We start from the raw sequence: 16,762 nt of genomic DNA on the forward strand, positions 1-16,762 counted from the left end.
TACAGCGCATCTCTCCTTCCCTCTCCGCAGCAGAACCCGGACCCGATCGACCTTCATGGCCTCCCGTCCTCAGCTCACTCTCCCTGGCCTTCTGGCGCTGATCGCAATTGCCCTGGTGCTCGCCTATTTCGAGCGCAAGGGCGACGAGGGCGGAAACCGGTCCGGGGAGGCACCGCCCGCGACGACGGCTCGCAACACCAGTGGCGGCGCCCGGAATGAGGCGAATGCGGCGGGCGCGTTCGACTATTACTCGCTGGTGCTCTCCTGGAGCCCGACGCACTGCGACAGCCCCGAGGGGCAGGATGACGATACGCAATGCGCGCGCCGGGACGGGCGGCGCTATGCGTTCATCCTGCATGGGCTCTGGCCGCAGTACGAGCGCGGGTATCCCGAGGACTGCCCCACACGGGTGAAGCCTTACGTGCCGCAATCCATCATCGACGACATGATGGACATCATGCCGAGCAAGCGGCTGATCATTCATGAGTACCGCAAGCATGGGACCTGCTCGGGCCTCACGCCAGAGGGGTACTTCCAAACCGCGCGGCGGCTGTTCGCGAGCCTCAAGGTGCCGGAGCGTTTCCGCAAACCCACGCAAGCGCAGTTTCTCGATCCGCGCGACGTCATTCGGGAGTTCGCGGCGGTGAACCCGCAGCTCAAGCCCGACATGATGGCGGTGGCCTGCCGCGGCCCGGGAAGCCGTTTCCGCGAGATCCGCATCTGCTTCTCGAAGACCGGCGAGCCGCGTTCCTGCGGCGACAACGAGGATCAAGGCGCGCTTTGCCGGAGCTCCCGGATGCACGTGCCGCCGGTTCGCTGAGCGGCGCGGCTTTCAGCGCGCGTGCTCAGGCAGCTCGACGCTTCTTCGCTTGTGGATAAGTCTGCGGCTGCTGCGCAGTCTCCGCTAGCCTCCTGTCTTTATGGGATGCGGGAAAGCCGCGTTGGATCATGCGCTTGATTGGTCATGTCTCTGTGAGACTCATGCGGGCCTGTGGGATCGCGGTCTTTTGATTGCCGCATTTCGGCTTGCCGCCACCGCCGCCTCGTCTCAAGCTTCGAGTCGTTCTGCGTTTGGTTTTCGCTATTGCAGGCTCGAGGCATGCAGGGAATTGCGAACGAACGCAGTCTGGCTTCCGCGTTGGGCGGAGAGTTCCGCGCGGAGGGGCATGATGGCGCTGCGGCCATCGAGGCCGGTGCTCCGCCGGTTTTCACGGCTCGCGAGCGGCTCGATGCCGCCAAGCGGCTGCTCGATGGTTTGAGCGGTCTCGGCTGGAGCATCATCGGATTTCTGGGAGGCGCGGTGTTCTGGCACTTCGTCGGGTTCTGGAGCTTCGTTTCCAACGTGGTGCTGGCAGGCGGCCCCGCGGTCGAGGCTGTGCCGAGCGCGTCACGTCACGCGCTCAGGGCGGAGCAGCCCTCCGGCTGGATCCGAATGGCGGAAGCGTCTGTGGCGCCCGCGTCGTGCACGTCGCTTTTTCTGGACCGGCGCACGGGGGTGACCACTGCGCGCGCCTGCGAGGCGGATCACGCGCCGCTGCCGGCGGATACCTTCCAGGGGCGGGAAGATCGCATTATCGCATCGGACGCAGTTGACGACGGCGCGGCTGGGCAGGGCGCTGCGGGCGGCCTCGGCGCCCGGGATCCGTAGCGGCGTGCCCGGCGAGATCGGCTCGCCTAGAGCCGGCCGGTAGTCTAAGCTCCGGGCACGAGCCCGGCCGTTTCGCCATATTTTGCGAGACTGCAAATTTTTGAGCCGGGTGTGGCAAGGCCTTCAACGTCGTTTTTTTACAAGGTCATCCGGCGGGTGGCGCATAGTTCCTTTTAAGTTTCGGCGGGGTGGCGCCCGAAAGCTGCCCCGATGCACGGCTACCAGCCCTGTTGTTGCTCAAAGCTTTGAGCCGTCAGTAGTTTTTGTGGAGTCGTAGATATGGATCTCGCCGCCGGACAAAGCTGGACCTATCGAGCGCCCGCCGGGTTCGAAACGTCCCGGCTGCTGATCGGCGCGATTGCATCTTTCGACGGTCAGAGGACTATCGTGCTGGCGGCAGCCGTGCATGCTCCCCGCCGCCATGCCGACGGCCACTTGGACATGGTGACCATTCCTTTTCTGCCGATGACCGAAGCGGCGTTCCGGGCAAGCGTCGTGGATCTCGACGAGACGGCGGCGGAATTGCCGGAGCAGTTCGCCGAAAAGCTTCAGGAATGGAGCAACGACCCAAGGGGGCTCTCGACGTTCACCGTGCGCTTCGAGGGCTTCCTGGATCAGATGATTGCCCATCAGATGGCGGAGATCGCCGGGCTATCGGCAGCTTAGGTCCGTGGGCGCGCAAGACGGGCTGAATCTTCATAGCTGTCATTTTGTGTAAGCATTTTTCTCCAACATATTATTTTGGAACGATAAATTATATTTGCTTTAACCAAACGATGTAATCTTCCTCTTTAGAACAAGTCCGTCCGCGGACTTCTGGGAGGTGGGTTATGCCGGCCGCGGCTGCAGGAAACGGGATTGTCGGAAGGTTTTTCGGCTGGATTCTCCGGGCGCTCGCCGGGTCCAAGGCGGTGCGTGGTGCGGCTCCCGATTTTTCGCATTTCCTGCCTGCCCTGTTCCTGGTGCGCCAGGCTCCCAAGGTGGAGCGGGTTTTCGGCTTCTTCGCTTCCGATTTCTCCATTTCGAGCGCGCGGCGCTGGGCGCTTGCCGCGCGTCTGAGGTCCATCGCCCGCCAGAATGTCCCCAAGGGGCTCAAGGGCGCTCGGCGGCGGACGACGCCGCCCGCGGGGAAACCCATTCCGAAAAAGGCGCCGCGCCTGCTCAAGCGTTACAAGCAGACGACAGGCACTCTCGTGCTCGGGCGCCAAAAGAGCATCGTCGCTGAGAGCCCGATGCGCCGGTCCGCGACGATCTTCACGCTCCCGGACATGCCGCAGCGTGCCCTGCGTTCGGCCGTCATGTCCGAGAAGCGCCAAGCTGCTTGAACGGGCTTTGAGGCCCTGAGCTTTGGGTTAGCCTGCCTTGCGCAGACGCTCGGGACGCCAGGAGGCGGGGGCGAGCGCGATGTAGCCGAGGCCGGGCGTGGGCGTGTCCATATTGTCCAGCTCGGTCGGGTCGATGCTCCAACGCTGGGCGAGCCGCAGCACGTGCTCTTCGGTGGGATAGAGAATGATCTCTCCGCCGGCATCCCCCTTACGGCCGCGCACGCCGCGGAAATCGAACAGTTTGAGGCCGAGCGCGCGCTCCTCCTTGGTGGCGCGACCCCGGTTCCAGACGACACCGGAATCGGTGATGGCGAAGGCACGGATGATGCGGCCTTCCAGGAGGCGTGCCCAGGCGAAGCAATCGATGGCCGGGTAGGCGAAGAAGAACTGCACCTCGACGAAGCGCCGGCCGAGCTGCTCGAGAAGCGGGGAGCATTTGTTGGTGAAGTTGCGGCCGACGGGATGGGGTAGAGCCAGGCCGACGACGAACGTCCAGCCGTTCACCGGCGGGGATACGAAGACGTGGTCGTTGCCGAGGTGGTCGTCGTAGACGGTGCCGATCCCGGATTTCCAGTTGCAGGGCTCGGCCGCGAGCAAGCCCAGCTCCTCCACCACGGCGCGGGTATCGCGGCTTCGCACGGCGAGCCAGGCCATCCTGTAACCGAAGCCAGCCGGCCGGTCCGGGCTTTGCTCGAAGATCACGCGTCCGTCGGCCATGCGCGGCGCAAGCGTGTGTGCCGCGACCGCGATCGTGAGAGCGACCATGATGGCAATCGTCAGAATCACGGCATCTGCTCAATTTTCCGCCTCTCAATCTCATAGATTGCGCGCAGCCGGATGATCAAGCTCCAGGCGGCGAGAGCTGGGGAAAATCGGGGATTGCGGGTCCGCTCAAGCAAACGAGGCCAGCCTGCTTTCCTTCGCCGGCCGCGGGGACGCCGGGGAGTTCTGCCAGGCTGGCCTCTTTCTCCGCCGCGTACCCGCAGGCGGGGCGTGGCGGTCGTAGACGGACGCGCGATGACGAGGGCGATGCGCGCGTCCCCCTCCTGTTCCTCTCAAGCGAACGCCGAGGCCGGCGGCTCGCGCCCCACTGCGGAATTCGGGGCGAGAGGATCAGTCTCAAGAGGCGACTTGCGGCAGACGCTAGCGGGGGCGGGTGACAGCACGATGAAGGGCTTGCAACGGCCGTATGGCAGCATGTCAGTGGTCTGGGCATCTCCGCGCCGGGCGCGCGGACAGGCGAGCGCGCAAAGAAAAACCGAGGCCGGTAGGCCTCGGTTTTCAGCATCGCCCATGCAGGAGGTCGGGCTTCAAAGAAAGAGTTCAGGACATCAAGGCAACGTGACCTTGGCGGTGAACACGAAACGCTCGTCGCAGAGGCCTTCGCTGACGCAAACGGCCGGACCGACGACATTGCCGATGTCCGTATCCCAATAGCGGAAGTCGAACGTAAACTTCTCGACCGCGAGGGCGAGGCCGACGTTCCAGTAGGTGTATTCGTCCTCTCGCGTGCCATCCACGCTGAAGCCTTCCTTCCAGTCGCCGTAGACGGTGCCATAGGCGCCAGTGATGGAGGGGCTGAAGATGCCGAACTGCGGCAGCTCATAGGCGGCTGCGCTTTCCAGCGTGAAGACCTCGCCGACGTCGCCGCCGTATTCAGAGGACCAGTAGAGCGTGGTGCCGCTGGTGAGGCCCTTGATCCACGGCGAGGCCATGCTGTAGCCGGCCTTCAGTTCCACATAATCGAGCTCTGCGGCGGAATCCTTCGCGCTGGGGTAGGCGTAGTAGAGCACGCCGAGGTCGAAGGTGACCGGACCCCAGGTGGGCTTGAGGCCCGCGTACAGGTCGATTTCCGCGTTGGCCTTCGGATTGTCGTCGAAGTCGACGTTGGAGGCCCAGATACCGGCATAGAAGATGCCGTAGGTGAGGTCGACGGATCCTTGGGCGGCCGGGTTCTCGAATGTCTGCGAGATGCCGCGGAAGACGTAGTCGCTGGTGCCGCCAAGCGTGACCGAGAGATCGAGCTTGCGACCCTCGGCGATGGGGGCGTCCTTGACGCTACCGCCGTAGCCGTCTGCCAGGGCAGTGCCCGACAGGCTCACGAGCGAAACGCCCGCGAGAAGTGTCAGCGCCGAATTTCTGAAACCCCACATGAATACCGTCCCTCAACGCAGAATCGTTGTCTCGCGCTTTGTGCCACGCGCGATACGCGTACCCCTTGTGCCGGACAGGAAAGCGCAGAGGTCGTTAGGAAACAAGAACAAAGGGCGAGACGACGATTCGTCTCCCCAGGTTTGTGTCTTGCGCGCAACGCTTTAGCCGCTGGGCCCTTCCACAAACGAAAACGGGACCCGCGAGGGTCCCGTTCCGTTGTGAATTCTGGCGCGTACCGACTAGGGCAGCGTGACCTTTGCCGAGAACACGAAGCGGTCGTCGGAGAGGCCGTAGGCGCCGGGAAGAGCGTCAGCCTTGCTGATGTCCGTATCCCAGTAGCGGAAGTCGAAGGTGAACTTCTCGACGGCGAGCGCAAGACCAACGTTCCAGTAGGTGTAGTCGTCGCCATTGACGAGAACACCAACTTCCTCGGTGCCTTGCCAGCCATACGTGCCGCCAATCGTCGGCGTGAAGATGCCGACTGCAGGAAGCGCGTAAGCTGCGGTGCCTTCGACCGCGTAGGTCTCGCCCCAGCCCTGCTGCTCCGGCGAGTAGAAGCCCATTACGCCGATGGTCAGGTTCTTGGCGATCTCGCCGCTGGCACCAGCCTTGAGCTCGACATAGTCAAGCTCGTGGTTGGCGCGCGGACCCGAGATGTCGTCGCCACCCGGATAGGTGTAGTAGACAACGCCGAAGTCGAACGTGACCGGGCCGAGAACCGGCTTGATGCCGACGTACCAGTCGATTTCAGCAGGCGCTCCGAGGCCGCCAACGTTGGACGCCCATGCGCCAGCGTACAGAATTCCGTACGAGAAATCGATCGAGCCCTGAGCTGCCGGATCTTCGTTGCGCAGCGAGAGGCCACGGAAGATATAGTCGGACGTGCCGCCGAGAGTGACCGACCAGCTGAACTCGCGACCAGCCGGAGCCGGCGCGTCCTTCACGCTTTCACCGTAGCCGTCTGCAAGAGCGGCGCCCGAAAGGGTCAAAAGCGCGATGCTCGCGGCTCCGACCGACTTGGCGAATGATGCTTTCATAGTACCTGTAACCCCCAAAGTCCCACACCTGAGTTCGTGTGCCCCCTACCGAACAGGTCTCCTGATCATGCGTCAGAAACAGAATGATCGGGCGACCCGCTTCCACTCGGCGAGTGCGTCTTGCCCATCAGAAGACCGAAACTCCCCACCAAGCACAAGCTTTAAGACACACGGGTCCACCGCTGCCGTTACAGGTGTCTCATCAATGCCACTCTGGCCGGAAACTGGCCACTTCTTGCCTTCAAAAAGCGCAAACTGGAGGCATCTGTTGACGGATTGTGAACGGGATTTGGGAGGCTGCTGCCTATTTTTTAGGCATGTCGCAATGCGTAATGGGGAAAAGAAAGTAATCTCACGTCGGATGTTCCGGGGAATCAGAATCAAAAACGGTGCTGTCGAAAGCCGGAACAGTGTTTTGATTCCCCGTTTGGCAAAAAAAACGGGGCCAGAAACGGCCCCGTTCAGGTGCAGATGGGAAAAGGAGAGACCTACGGGAAGGCAACCTTCGCGGTGAAGACGAAGCGCTCGTCCGAGAGGTTGGTCAGGCTGACGGCGTTGAAGGTGTCGAAGTCGCTGTCCCAGTAGCGGAAATCGAAGGAGAACTTGTCGTAGCCAAGCGTCAGGCCGACATTCCACCACGCGGTTTCCACGTCCGTGTCCACGTTCTCGGAGTAGCCGTAGGTGCCGCTGATGGTGGGATCGAAGACGAAGACCTTCGGAAGGGCGTAGGCAAGGCTGGTTTCCGAGACCCAATATTCGCCATTGTCACCCGCGGCTTCCGGGCTCCAGTAAAAGTAGGTCGATCCGGTCAGCTTGGGGAGAATTTCGCCGCTCACGCCGATCTTGAGCTCGACCACCTCCGCGTCGCCCTTGGCGGGCTCGGTCACACCGGGATAGGTGTAGTAGAGGATCCCGAGGTCGAAGGTCGCGGGGCCGAGCACCGGCTTGATGCCCGCGTAGTAATCGATCTCTAGGTTGCCGCCGAGGAAGGTCTCGTCGATGGAGGAGCCCCAGGCGCCCGCGTAGAGAATGCCGTATGCGAAGTCGATGCCGGCCTGCAGGGCCGGGTCGTTGTCGGACTGAGACACGCCGCGGAAGACGTAGTCGCTGGTGATCGCCGCGTTGACGGACCAGGAGAACTCGCGTCCGGCCGGGGGCGGGGTCATGTCGCTGGCGAGAGCCGGTGCCGCGCACGTAAGAAGCGCGATGCCGGCCGCGCCAACCGATTTCGTGAATGACATTGTCATCGTACCTAAACCCCCAAAAGATAGTTCCCACACTCGATGCGCCCTACGCCGGATGCGTGCTCCCCGGTCGTCTCGGCGTGCCGCAAGACTAGGAGAGAGCGCCGCTTTATTGGCGTAACGTGGGTGTCATAAAGGGCGGAAACTTCTGATGGAGCCAAGCCTTAAACGCGGCGGGTGAGGGGCTCGCTCAAACGGTGTCGCGCAGCAGCAACTCGGGCTCGAAATTGGCTGCTCATTGCGCAACTGGCGCTCGCTAAAGAGGCACAAAACCAAGGAATTTCGGACGATTTGACGCGCTTGTGCACCACGCGCGAGCAATGCCCAAGTGATGCGCACGTTGGCGTGATGCGATTGGACGGCTATCTCTCGTCGGTCAGCGCGCCGAAGTGCAGTCGTCAGCAGGACCCTTACGAAGATGTCTCATCCAAACGAGCTTGCGCCTACTGTGCTCATCACCGGGAGCGCCCGGCGTATCGGACGCGCGATCGCGCTCGATCTGGCGCGCAATGGCTGGCAGGTGTGCGTGCATTATCGCCGCTCGTCGCGGGAGGCGGAGGCCTTGGTCACCGAGATCCGCAATGCGGGGGGAACCGGGGCCGCGATCGCGGGGGATCTCGCGTCTGAGGCCGACATCGAAGGGCTCATTCCGAAGTGCCGGGAGCTGTTCGGCCCGCCGGTCTGCCTGATCAACAATGCGTCGGAGTTCCTCGTCGATACGGTTGCGACGGTGACGCCCGGCACCTGGGACACGCACCTCGACATCAACCTCAAGGCACCTGTGTTCCTCGCCAAGGCGCTGTTCCTCAATCTGCCGGAGGGTGTGGCGGGCAACGTGATCAACATCATCGACCAGCGGGTGTGGAAGCTCACGCCCGACTTCTTCTCCTACACCATCTCCAAGGCGGGGCTGTGGACGGCGACGCGGACGCTGGCGCAGGCGCTCGCGCCCAGGGTCCGCGTCAACGCGATCGGGCCGGGGCCGGTGCTCAAGAGCGTCCATCAGACGGATGCCGATTTCGCGCGGGAGGCCCAGTCGACCCTGCTCAAGCGTGGGCCGACCCCGGAAGAGATCGCGGCCGCCGTCCGCTTCATCCTGGCCTCCCCGTCATTGACCGGGCAGATGATTGCGCTCGACGGCGGGCAGCATCTGACCTGGGCGGAGGGGCAGTAGGCAGTAGGCAGTAGGCAGTAGGCAGTTGGGTTAAGCGCGGGTGGCTGCGCGCTTGTGCCCGTCCACGCCACAATTCCTCCCTCTCATCCCCCCACTCGCGCCCCAAACATGGGTCACGGGTAAGCCTCATCTGTCGTCCGTCGATTCGCGCGTAAACCGGCTCTTAAGCTTAAGGGCTTACGAACCATTGTTCGGATTGTTGGGCGCGCTCTGCGCCGCGTAGAAAATTGGGGTGTCCCATGACCTGCCGATCTAGGTCTTCACGTTCCGGCGTGGCGCTGCTTCTGGCGTCCGTAACAGCTCTTCCCGCCGCTGCCAGCGCGGCCGATCTGCCCCCGATTAAAGTCAGCGAAACCAATCAAGTCGCCGAATGCGCGACGCCGGGCCGCTTGATGAGCTACGTCAGGCAGCGCAACCCCAAGCTCGAACCCAAATTCGACGTGGTCGCCAGCGAATACATGCGCCACGGCGAGGCGCTGCACGTGCGCTGGGACTATGCGTTTTTCCAGATGCTGCTCGAGACGGGCTATCTCGCTTATGGCGGCGACGTGAAGCCGGACCAGAATAATTTCGCGGGCCTGGGCGCGACCGGAAAGGGCGCGCGGGGCGAGCGCTTCAAGGACGTTTCGACCGGCGCACGGGCGCACATCGAGCATCTTCTGATGTACTCGGGTGAGCACGTGGAAAACCCGGTCGCCGAGCGCACGCGCAATATTCAGGAGTGGAACGTTCTCACGTCCTGGCAAAAGAGCATCGACGGGCCGATCACGTTCACCCAGCTCGCCAAGAAGTGGGCCCCGACCAGCCGTCGGTATGCCGTCGACATCGAGACCATCGCCACGCGCTTTTTCGACGGCGTCTGCAAGGAGGCCGATCCGCAGCCGGAGCTGGTCGCGGAGATCCGCGGAACGCCCGTGAAAACGGCGTCGGCAGAGGCCCCGGCGAAGACGCGTGGCCTCGACGCGCAGAAGCGCGCCATTGAGGCGGCCAAGGCCGAGGGCACGACGGGCCGCTCGTCACTCGGCGCTCCGCCTGCCGCAGAGGATCAGGGTGCCGCGAAGCTTCCGGTGAAGGCCGCTTCCGCGGAGGCGGCCGCCGTCGCACCGGATGCGAAGGCGAAGACGCAGACCGCGTCGATGAGCCCGCCGCTCACGCTTCTCAACGCCGAACCCACGCCTCCTGCCGAGACGCAGGTTTCCATGGAGGCCGAGCAGGCCGCCGTGGCGGCTCCGGCAGCCGGCAAATCCAAGGGTGCAAAGGCCATCGAGGTGGCCGCGCTGCCCGGCGCGATCAAGGATGCCGGCAAGGTGGAGAAAAAGACCGAGAAAGCCGACAAGCCGGACAAGAAGGCGGCTCCGAGCGCGGCAGCCTCCGGCAAGTGCCGTGTGTGGACCGCGAGCTACGGCGGATCCAAGGCCATCATCATCAAGGCCACGCAGGACAAGACGACCAACTACACGGTGCTCGACGTCAACGACGGGTCCGAAAAGCGCGAGGCCGACGCCTACATCAACGCCTATGCGAAGGGCGGTCAGTCGGTCGGCGAGTTCCAGAGTCAGTCTCAGGCCCTGGAAAAAGCCTTCGAGCTCTGCCCCGAGGGCTGAGGGAAGCTCGGATCGTTGCGTTCGTTGGTGTTGTCCGTGAGCGTTTCATGACCGCAAGTTTTTCGAGTCTTTCCTTTGTGAGCCGATCGGCGTGCGTGGTGCTGGCCGCGGGGCTCGCAGCGCTTGCTGCCCCGCTCGCGGCTGTGGCCGCCCCCAAGCTGCCCGAGATCCGCACCTCGCGGCAGAACATGGTTCCCGCCTGCGTGACGCCCGAGCGGCTGATGGCGTTTCTCACGCGGCGCAACGGCAATCTCTCGCCGCGCTTTCGCGACATCGCCTCTTTCTATCGCCACCACGGCGAGACCTGGCACGTGCGCTGGGACTACGCGTTCTTCCAGATGGCGATCGAGACCAACTTTCTCACCTATCGCGCGCCGAACGGGCGCATGGGGGACGTCGATCCCAAGCAGAACAATTTTGCAGGCATCGGTACGACCGGCGGCGGCGTTCCCGGTGACAGCTTTCCGGATGTGAACACGGGCGTGCTGGCGCAGATCCAGCACCTCGTCGTGTACTCCGGTGAAATGATCAACAATCCCGTCGCGCCGCGCACGCAGCTCAAGCAGGAGCACATTCTCGCCAAGTCGCGGGAGCTGAACCGTCCGGTGCGCTTCTCGGATCTCGCACGGCGCTGGGCGGCCGATCCCAAGTATGCCGGCTCCATCGAGTGGGTGGCGGGGCAGTTCCGCTCCGAATACTGCGCGGGCGGACAGCGCGCCGCGCCTCAGGACATCGAAGTGCTGCCCTGGCAGCAAGCTCCGGCTCAGCCGCGGGCTACCGGCGGAGGACGTGCGGCGGCGCCCCCTTCCCAGCCGCCGGAGCGTCGTGGAGGAATGACAACGGGGGCGACGTCGTCGGCTTCGTCCGCGGTTCGCACGGTCTGGTCGCGCGGGGACGCGACAGCGCCCGCCGCGGCTCCGATGCGTGAACGCGCGCCTGCCTCTTCGACGGCCTCGGCGGCAACGGCGCCCTCAGCGAAGGCGGCTGTGAAGGCTGCGGCTTCGCCTTCCAAAGCTCCGGCTGCGCGCACTGCCGCCGACGCGGTCGCGGAATTGCTTGCCGAGCCCGATGGGTTCACCACGCCGGCTGCGCCTGCTTCTCCGGCATCACCGGCCGATACCGCCGAGAGCGGCGAGCCCGTGCCTGGATTCGCGCTGTTCACACCGCCGTCCGCGCTTGCAGACGTGAAAGTACCAGCCCTAAAGCCTGCATCTCATGTGGCTCAAGCTGGCAATGCGGCTCCTGCATCTGATGTGAAACAGGCCGCTGCACCTGCGGACGCTCTCGCGGGACCGCCGCCTCCACCACCTACGACCGCTGTCGTTCCGCCGATCGTGGAGAGCGTTCCGCCGCCGCCGAGCACGCCTTACGTCGCCGCAGCCGGACCCGAAGCGGGTGGACTGGCTGCGCTCGTGACGGGTCTTGGAGGCGGAGGAGATGCGACCGCCAAGCCCCAATTCGATCCTCCTTCAGGCCTCGGCGTCAAGCCGGGGCGTTGTCTTGTCGAAACCGCGCGGTATGGCGGCGAGACGACCGTGCTGGTGAAATCTCCGGTGGGCGCGGATGTGCACTACATTGCGCTTTCGGTGATCGACGGTTTCGAGGACAGCATGACGAAGAGCTTTCTCTCGTCGCGTCCGGCGGGCGGTGAAGCGATCGGCACGTTCCCGTCGCGAAACGAGGCGCTCGCCAAAGCTCATTCGCTCTGCGCGAGCTGAGCCCGGCCGCGTTTCTATCTCAGATCTCCGTCTTTCTTGCTGCTATTGCGCGGGCGCGAAGTATTTGAGCGCGGCCGTGGAGACGGCCCCGCCAACCACACACGGAATGCCGAGCGCGACCTGGCCCATCGCGCCGGCGGCCACGCAGCCGAGGGCGAGCGCCGTTTGACCCGCCTGTCCCCACCAGGCGAAGTCACGCGCCTTCTGTGGGCCTTTGAGCTTCAACTCGTCGATGGCGGCGAGGGCGTCCTTGCGGATCTTGCCGATCTCGAAGGTCTCGGCGGCCTCGATCACCTCGCGGAGCGGCTTTCTCACCTCGGGCGGCTGACGGTTCATCTCCTCGGCGAGGATGTCGAGAAGATCGCGCTCGCGCGAGGCGTTGCTGGCGAGCGTCCATTTTGCCATGGAGCCGATGGTCAGCTTTTCCAGGTCGTCCTTGTTGGTGGAGAGTTTGAGCGCGCTCACGATGCGCTCGATAGGTTCGCGATAGCCGGTTGCGAAGTAATAGCCCCAGAGCGCGTCGAGAACGTAAGAGCCTTCGTCGATGGGCAGCTCCTGGAGCGTCTTGCCGTCGCCGTAGAGATATTTGCGGATGAGCACCATGCGGGCGGGCATGCGCTCGATGAACTTCTGCAGCAGCTGCTTCCAGTCCGGAAGGCCCGAGTAGGCGATGGCTCGGATCAGCACCACCTGATCCTCGGGCGGCATCGGGAACATGCGGGAGACCAGCCGTTCCGCGCCTTCCGGATTGGCGCCGATGACGCCGCCGATGAAGCCGACATAGACGCCGGCCGAATCCAGATCGCGGAACAGGCCGAGGTCGCCCATCGCGTGCACGACTTCCGGCAGGCGGTCCGGCTCCGGCGCCCGGCGATAGTCGTTGATCCATTTCAGGACCTGCTCCGACTTCTTGAACTCGAGCGGCGGCGGCTTCGGCTTGTCCTTCGCCAGCGCGGGGGACAAGGCCACCACGAGCGCGACAGCAAGGGTTGTGAAAACTCGCATGGGCCGTCACCTCCGGACGCGCCGGGCTCAGCGGGATCAATTGCGCGTAGATTGCCTTTCGGTCCGCCCAAGGACTGCGACCTCCGAGGCGAATTTGTGGCATTTCGGCCCGGTGCGGCGGTGTTGCCGCCGATTTCATGCTGCCTGCTTGACGGGCGGGGCCATCCCGCCAATGTTCCGGACATGCCCAACACCGAAGACAAGACCGGCGCGCCCCCCGCCAATATCGGGCCGGAAGAACGCCGCGAGAGCGCGGGCGCGCCGGTGCCCACGGGGGCGGACGTGATCGCGTCCTATCTCAAGACCCTGACCACGGGGCCTGGCGTCTACCGTATGCTCGATGCGGGCGGCGAGGTGGTCTACGTGGGCAAGGCGCGCAATCTCAAAGCGCGCGTTCAGAATTATACGCGGCTCGCCGGGCTCCCGAACCGCACGCTGCGGATGATCCAGGCTACGGCCTCCATGGAGTTCGTGACGGTCAGGACCGAGGCCGAGGCGCTGCTGCTCGAGGCGAACCTGATCAAGCGGTTTCGTCCGCGCTTCAACGTCACGCTGCGGGACGACAAGTCGTTTCCGTACATTCTGATCCGCCGCGATCAAGGCGCGCCCCAGATCCTGAAACATCGCGGCGCGCGCACCATCAAGGGCGAATACTTCGGGCCGTTCGCGTCGGCGGGGGCGGTGAACCGCACCATCAACATGCTGGAGCGCGCGTTCCTTCTGCGCTCCTGCTCCGACAGCGTCTACGAGAGCCGCACGCGGCCATGCCTGCTCTATCAGATCAAGCGTTGCTCGGCGCCGTGCACGGGCGAGATCAGCCTTGAAGACTATGGGGCGCTTGTGGACGAGGCGCTGCGGTTTCTCAAGGGCGAGAGCCAGTCGGTGCGCGAAATGTACCAGCGGCTGATGGAGGAGGCGGCGGAGAAGCTCGAGTTCGAGCGGGCGGCGAAGCTGCGCAACCGCCTTTGGGCGCTGGCGCATGTGACGGCCGAGCAGGCGATCAACCCCGACGGCGTCGAGGAAGCGGACGTGTTTGCGGCCTTCCAGGAGGGCGGGCAGACCTGCATCCAGGTGTTCTTTTTCCGCGTTGGCCAGAACTGGGGCAACCGCGCCTACTATCCGAAGGCCGATCGGTCTCTTCCGGTGGAAGAGGTGCTCGATAGCTTCGTTGCGCAGTTCTATGACGACAAGCCCGTGCCGCGGCTGATCCTTCTCTCGCACGAGATCGCCAACCATGCGCTTCTCGCGGAAGCGCTCTCGATAAAGGCCGACCGGCGTGTGGAGATCCGCGTTCCGCAGCGGGGCGTGAAGTCGGGGCTGGTCGAGCACGCACTCTCCAATGCCCGCGAAGCGCTCGGCCGCAAGCTCGCCGAGGGCTCGTCGCAGCGTACGCTGCTCGCGGCGCTGGGCGAGCGGTTCGGGCTTCCGCGGCCGCCGCGCCGCGTGGAGGTGTTCGACAACAGCCACATCATGGGCACCAATGCCGTGGGCGGCATGATCGTTGCCGGGCCGGAGGGGTTCGCGAAGGGGGCCTATCGCAAGTTCAACATCCGATCGGATGCGCTCGTGCCGGGTGACGACTACGGCATGATGCGGGAGGTGCTGGAGCGCCGTTTCCGCCGGCTTGCCGAGAACGAGGCCGAAGCTCCGGCCGAGACGCCCGCGGAAGCGCTGTGGGAGCATGTGCCGGGGCAGGGCGAGGCGGCCGAGGAGGAAGCGGAAGCCGCTTCTTTTCCGGATACGCTGCCGGACCGGCCGGACCTGGTTCTGGTGGATGGCGGCCTGGGGCAGCTCACGGTCGCGCTTGAGGTGCTGGCGGAGCTCGGGATCAGCGACATCAAGGTGGTCGGTGTCGCCAAGGGGCCGGACCGGGATGCGGGTCGCGAACATTTTCATATGCCGGGCCGGGCGCCCTTCATGCTGGAGCCGCGCGATCCCGTGCTCTACTTCGTGCAGCGGCTGCGCGATGAGGCTCATCGCTTCGCCATCGGCACGCACCGGGCCAAACGGGCGAAGTCGCTCGGGGCCAACCCGCTCGATGAGATCGCGGGGATCGGCCCGACGCGCAAGCGCGCGCTGCTGAAGCACTTCGGCTCTGCCAAGGCCGTGTCGCGCGCCGGCGTGGACGATCTGCAGGCCGTCGACGGGATTTCAGCGGAAATGGCGAAGAAGATTTACGATTTCTTTCACGAGCGCAGGGTTTGAGACGTTGGCCTTTGGCCCGTTAATGTTTTGTCGAGCGAATACCGTTTCCTTGCGATACCTTTTTGAGTTTTTGCCGCAGGCTGATTGATCAACGCCTGCCATTCCCAGCTATTTTTAAAATCCTTTCTCAACCATCGGCTGTCATAGTCACCGTTCAAGGGTGTGGCAGACCGGCGTCGCGTGAGGCCGTGCCGGCGCCCGCAGAGTGTCGTGCGTGTGCCCGTCGAGGGCGTGGGGGAAGTCAGTCATGCGTGTGAGTGAGGATGTGCTGGGCCGTCGCCCTTCGGGCGACGCTCGTTCGAAGCGTGCGCGTTCGTCGGAAAAGCGGGCACCTCAGGCGGCTTTGAAATCCAGCTCCGCGAAAACCCCGCAAACCGCAAAAACACCCAAGCGCACGAAAACGAAAGCAAAGGATGCGGCGCCGGGATCGCTGCCGATCCTCTACATGCTTTCTCCGCAGAAATTCATGAGCCCGTTCGACTGCAACATGGCGGTCGATTCCGGATACAAAGTCGTCCTGCCCTACGACAACGTTGGGCTCGGCGACGTGGGGGCGCTGGTGCAGGACGCGATCTTCTCGCGGCCGCCGAAAGCCATGACGGGCCTGTTCATCGGCGGCAAGGACATCACGCTCGCGCTCGACATGATGAAGGCGGCGCGCCGCGCGATGGTGCCGCCGTTCGAGGTTTCCGTTTTCGCCGATCCGGGCGGGTCATTCACGACCGCGGCGGCGATGGTGGCGTGCGTCGAGCGCGTGCTGCGGCGCAGCTACGGACGTGGCTGGCAGGGCCTTCGGGTTTCCGTGTTCGGCGCGATGGGCGTCGTCGGATTTTCGTCCGCCGTCATCGCCGCGAACGAGGGTGCGGAGGTGCGCATCGTGGCGCACGATGCAATAGAGCCGCTGGAGGCTTCCGCCGGGTTTGCGGCCGAGCGTTTCAACGTTGCGCTCCATCCCGTCGCCGGGCAGACGGATGCGCTCAAGAGCAAGCTTCTCAAGACTTCCGACGTGATCTTCACGGCGGGTCCGGCTGGGGTGAACATCATCTCGCGGATGCAACTCGCCAAGGCGCCGGGGCTTCTCGTCGCTGCGGACGTCAATGCGGTGAAGCCCTACGGTATCGAGGGTCTGGATCTCTTCATGGATGGCGTTCCGCTTCCGGGATGCAGCACGCTCGGCGTCGGCGCGCTCGCCATCGGCGATATCAAGTACAAGACGCAGGCGGGGCTGTTCCGCCGTATGCTGACGGCTTCGCAGCCGCTCGACCTCGATTTCCGCGATGCGTTCGAGCTCGCGCGCCAGATCGTGTCGGACGCCGGGCGGGACACCAAGGCCAAGATTTAACCAAGCCTCTCCGCCATAAAAAATGAGCAGAGCAGGAGCTTTCACTCCTGCTCTGCCCACAATGGCGCCTGATTCCAAATACGCGGCTACACTCTAGGCGCTGACGACCAGCGGTCGACGACGAGATACTTACGTCGGCAGCTTGACGTTTCTGTTACGAGAACGAGTGGTCGGGCGGTTTGTTCCTGGGTTCCGGGATTTGCCTGTGGATAAGGCCTATTGCGGCGCCCCGGCTGGGGACTTCGCTGTTTCTCCTTCAAGCCGTGTTGAGCCGCCGGTCGGTACCCCATTGACTGGCGTGCGCCC

The 16,762-nt window shown here is 64.2% G+C and carries 14 protein-coding genes; 9 read left to right on the forward strand and 5 right to left on the reverse strand.

What is annotated here, in order from left to right; all coding sequences use genetic code 11:
- Positions 1-55 precede the first annotated feature (55 nt).
- The 4 genes from F812_RS22395 to F812_RS0103445 all read left to right on the forward strand — a co-directional run bounded on the left by F812_RS22395 (position 56) and on the right by F812_RS0103445 (position 2,973).
- On the forward strand, positions 56-820 hold the full coding sequence (locus tag F812_RS22395) for a ribonuclease T2 family protein (protein WP_198011123.1): 765 nt from the start codon (positions 56-58) through the stop codon (positions 818-820).
- A 279-nt stretch (positions 821-1,099) separates the two neighbouring features.
- Positions 1,100-1,648 carry a hypothetical protein gene (locus F812_RS0103435; protein WP_020084561.1) on the forward strand — a complete coding sequence of 183 codons (549 nt, stop codon included), beginning with the start codon at positions 1,100-1,102 and terminating at the stop codon, positions 1,646-1,648.
- A 279-nt stretch (positions 1,649-1,927) separates the two neighbouring features.
- Entirely contained in the window at positions 1,928-2,314 is a 387-nt protein-coding gene (locus tag F812_RS0103440; RefSeq protein WP_020084562.1) for a hypothetical protein, read from the forward strand.
- A 164-nt stretch (positions 2,315-2,478) separates the two neighbouring features.
- A complete protein-coding gene (locus F812_RS0103445) occupies positions 2,479-2,973 on the forward strand; it encodes a hypothetical protein (protein WP_020084563.1) in 495 nt (164 codons plus the stop codon).
- 27 nt (positions 2,974-3,000) lie between these two features.
- Here F812_RS0103445 and F812_RS0103450 read toward each other — a convergent pair whose 3' ends face one another.
- The 4 genes from F812_RS0103450 to F812_RS0103465 all read right to left on the reverse strand — a co-directional run bounded on the left by F812_RS0103450 (position 3,001) and on the right by F812_RS0103465 (position 7,405).
- Positions 3,001-3,759, reverse strand: a complete 759-nt coding sequence (locus F812_RS0103450; protein ID WP_020084564.1) for a hypothetical protein — start codon at positions 3,757-3,759, stop codon at positions 3,001-3,003.
- 545 nt (positions 3,760-4,304) lie between these two features.
- Positions 4,305-5,126, reverse strand: a complete 822-nt coding sequence (locus F812_RS0103455; RefSeq protein WP_020084565.1) for a TorF family putative porin — start codon at positions 5,124-5,126, stop codon at positions 4,305-4,307.
- A 240-nt stretch (positions 5,127-5,366) separates the two neighbouring features.
- Positions 5,367-6,164 (reverse strand): TorF family putative porin, encoded by a 798-nt coding sequence (locus F812_RS0103460; protein ID WP_020084566.1) that lies wholly within the window; start codon positions 6,162-6,164, stop codon positions 5,367-5,369.
- Positions 6,165-6,652: 488 nt separating this feature from the next.
- Positions 6,653-7,405, reverse strand: coding sequence for a TorF family putative porin (locus tag F812_RS0103465; protein WP_020084567.1), 753 nt, complete (start codon positions 7,403-7,405; stop codon positions 6,653-6,655).
- 421 nt (positions 7,406-7,826) lie between these two features.
- Between F812_RS0103465 and F812_RS0103470 the strand changes: the two genes are divergently transcribed.
- The 3 genes from F812_RS0103470 (at position 7,827) to F812_RS25210 (ending at position 11,904) form a co-directional block, all read left to right on the forward strand.
- Positions 7,827-8,582, forward strand: a complete 756-nt coding sequence (locus F812_RS0103470) for an SDR family oxidoreductase (RefSeq protein WP_026867817.1) — start codon at positions 7,827-7,829, stop codon at positions 8,580-8,582.
- A 392-nt stretch (positions 8,583-8,974) separates the two neighbouring features.
- Positions 8,975-10,186, forward strand: a complete 1,212-nt coding sequence (locus F812_RS0103475; protein ID WP_245257617.1) for a glucosaminidase domain-containing protein — start codon at positions 8,975-8,977, stop codon at positions 10,184-10,186.
- Between the two features lie 47 nt (positions 10,187-10,233).
- Entirely contained in the window at positions 10,234-11,904 is a 1,671-nt protein-coding gene (locus F812_RS25210; RefSeq protein WP_083929040.1) for a glucosaminidase domain-containing protein, read from the forward strand.
- 42 nt (positions 11,905-11,946) lie between these two features.
- On the opposite strand, the gene F812_RS0103485 is transcribed toward F812_RS25210, so the two are convergent.
- Positions 11,947-12,909, reverse strand: a complete 963-nt coding sequence (locus tag F812_RS0103485) for a hypothetical protein (protein ID WP_020084571.1) — start codon at positions 12,907-12,909, stop codon at positions 11,947-11,949.
- A 183-nt stretch (positions 12,910-13,092) separates the two neighbouring features.
- Here F812_RS0103485 and uvrC point away from each other — a divergent pair, with 183 nt between their 5' ends.
- Both uvrC and F812_RS0103495 read left to right on the forward strand, forming a co-directional pair.
- Positions 13,093-15,114 (forward strand): excinuclease ABC subunit UvrC, encoded by a 2,022-nt coding sequence (uvrC, locus tag F812_RS0103490; protein ID WP_020084572.1) that lies wholly within the window; start codon positions 13,093-13,095, stop codon positions 15,112-15,114.
- Between the two features lie 343 nt (positions 15,115-15,457).
- Positions 15,458-16,456, forward strand: coding sequence for an NAD(P)-dependent methylenetetrahydromethanopterin dehydrogenase (locus F812_RS0103495; protein ID WP_020084573.1), 999 nt, complete (start codon positions 15,458-15,460; stop codon positions 16,454-16,456).
- Positions 16,457-16,762 lie beyond the last annotated feature (306 nt).

Source organism: Hyphomicrobium zavarzinii ATCC 27496, from assembly GCF_000383415.1.
Lineage (GTDB): Bacteria > Pseudomonadota > Alphaproteobacteria > Rhizobiales > Hyphomicrobiaceae > Hyphomicrobium_C > Hyphomicrobium_C zavarzinii.

What these genes read in the sequence shown, in the direction of transcription:
- uvrC (WP_020084572.1), top strand. Translation starts at nt 13,093, where the DNA reads ATGCCCAACACCGAAGACAAGACCGGCGCGCCCCCCGCCAATATCGGG.
- F812_RS0103460 (WP_020084566.1), bottom strand. Translation starts at nt 6,164, where the DNA reads ATGAAAGCATCATTCGCCAAGTCGGTCGGAGCCGCGAGCATCGCGCTT.
- F812_RS0103465 (WP_020084567.1), bottom strand. Translation starts at nt 7,405, where the DNA reads ATGTCATTCACGAAATCGGTTGGCGCGGCCGGCATCGCGCTTCTTACG.
- F812_RS0103475 (WP_245257617.1), top strand. Translation starts at nt 8,975, where the DNA reads ATGAGCTACGTCAGGCAGCGCAACCCCAAGCTCGAACCCAAATTCGAC.
- F812_RS0103470 (WP_026867817.1), top strand. Translation starts at nt 7,827, where the DNA reads ATGTCTCATCCAAACGAGCTTGCGCCTACTGTGCTCATCACCGGGAGC.
- F812_RS0103445 (WP_020084563.1), top strand. Translation starts at nt 2,479, where the DNA reads ATGCCGGCCGCGGCTGCAGGAAACGGGATTGTCGGAAGGTTTTTCGGC.
- F812_RS0103435 (WP_020084561.1), top strand. Translation starts at nt 1,100, where the DNA reads ATGCAGGGAATTGCGAACGAACGCAGTCTGGCTTCCGCGTTGGGCGGA.
- F812_RS0103440 (WP_020084562.1), top strand. Translation starts at nt 1,928, where the DNA reads ATGGATCTCGCCGCCGGACAAAGCTGGACCTATCGAGCGCCCGCCGGG.
- F812_RS22395 (WP_198011123.1), top strand. Translation starts at nt 56, where the DNA reads ATGGCCTCCCGTCCTCAGCTCACTCTCCCTGGCCTTCTGGCGCTGATC.
- F812_RS25210 (WP_083929040.1), top strand. Translation starts at nt 10,234, where the DNA reads ATGACCGCAAGTTTTTCGAGTCTTTCCTTTGTGAGCCGATCGGCGTGC.
- F812_RS0103485 (WP_020084571.1), bottom strand. Translation starts at nt 12,909, where the DNA reads ATGCGAGTTTTCACAACCCTTGCTGTCGCGCTCGTGGTGGCCTTGTCC.
- F812_RS0103455 (WP_020084565.1), bottom strand. Translation starts at nt 5,126, where the DNA reads ATGTGGGGTTTCAGAAATTCGGCGCTGACACTTCTCGCGGGCGTTTCG.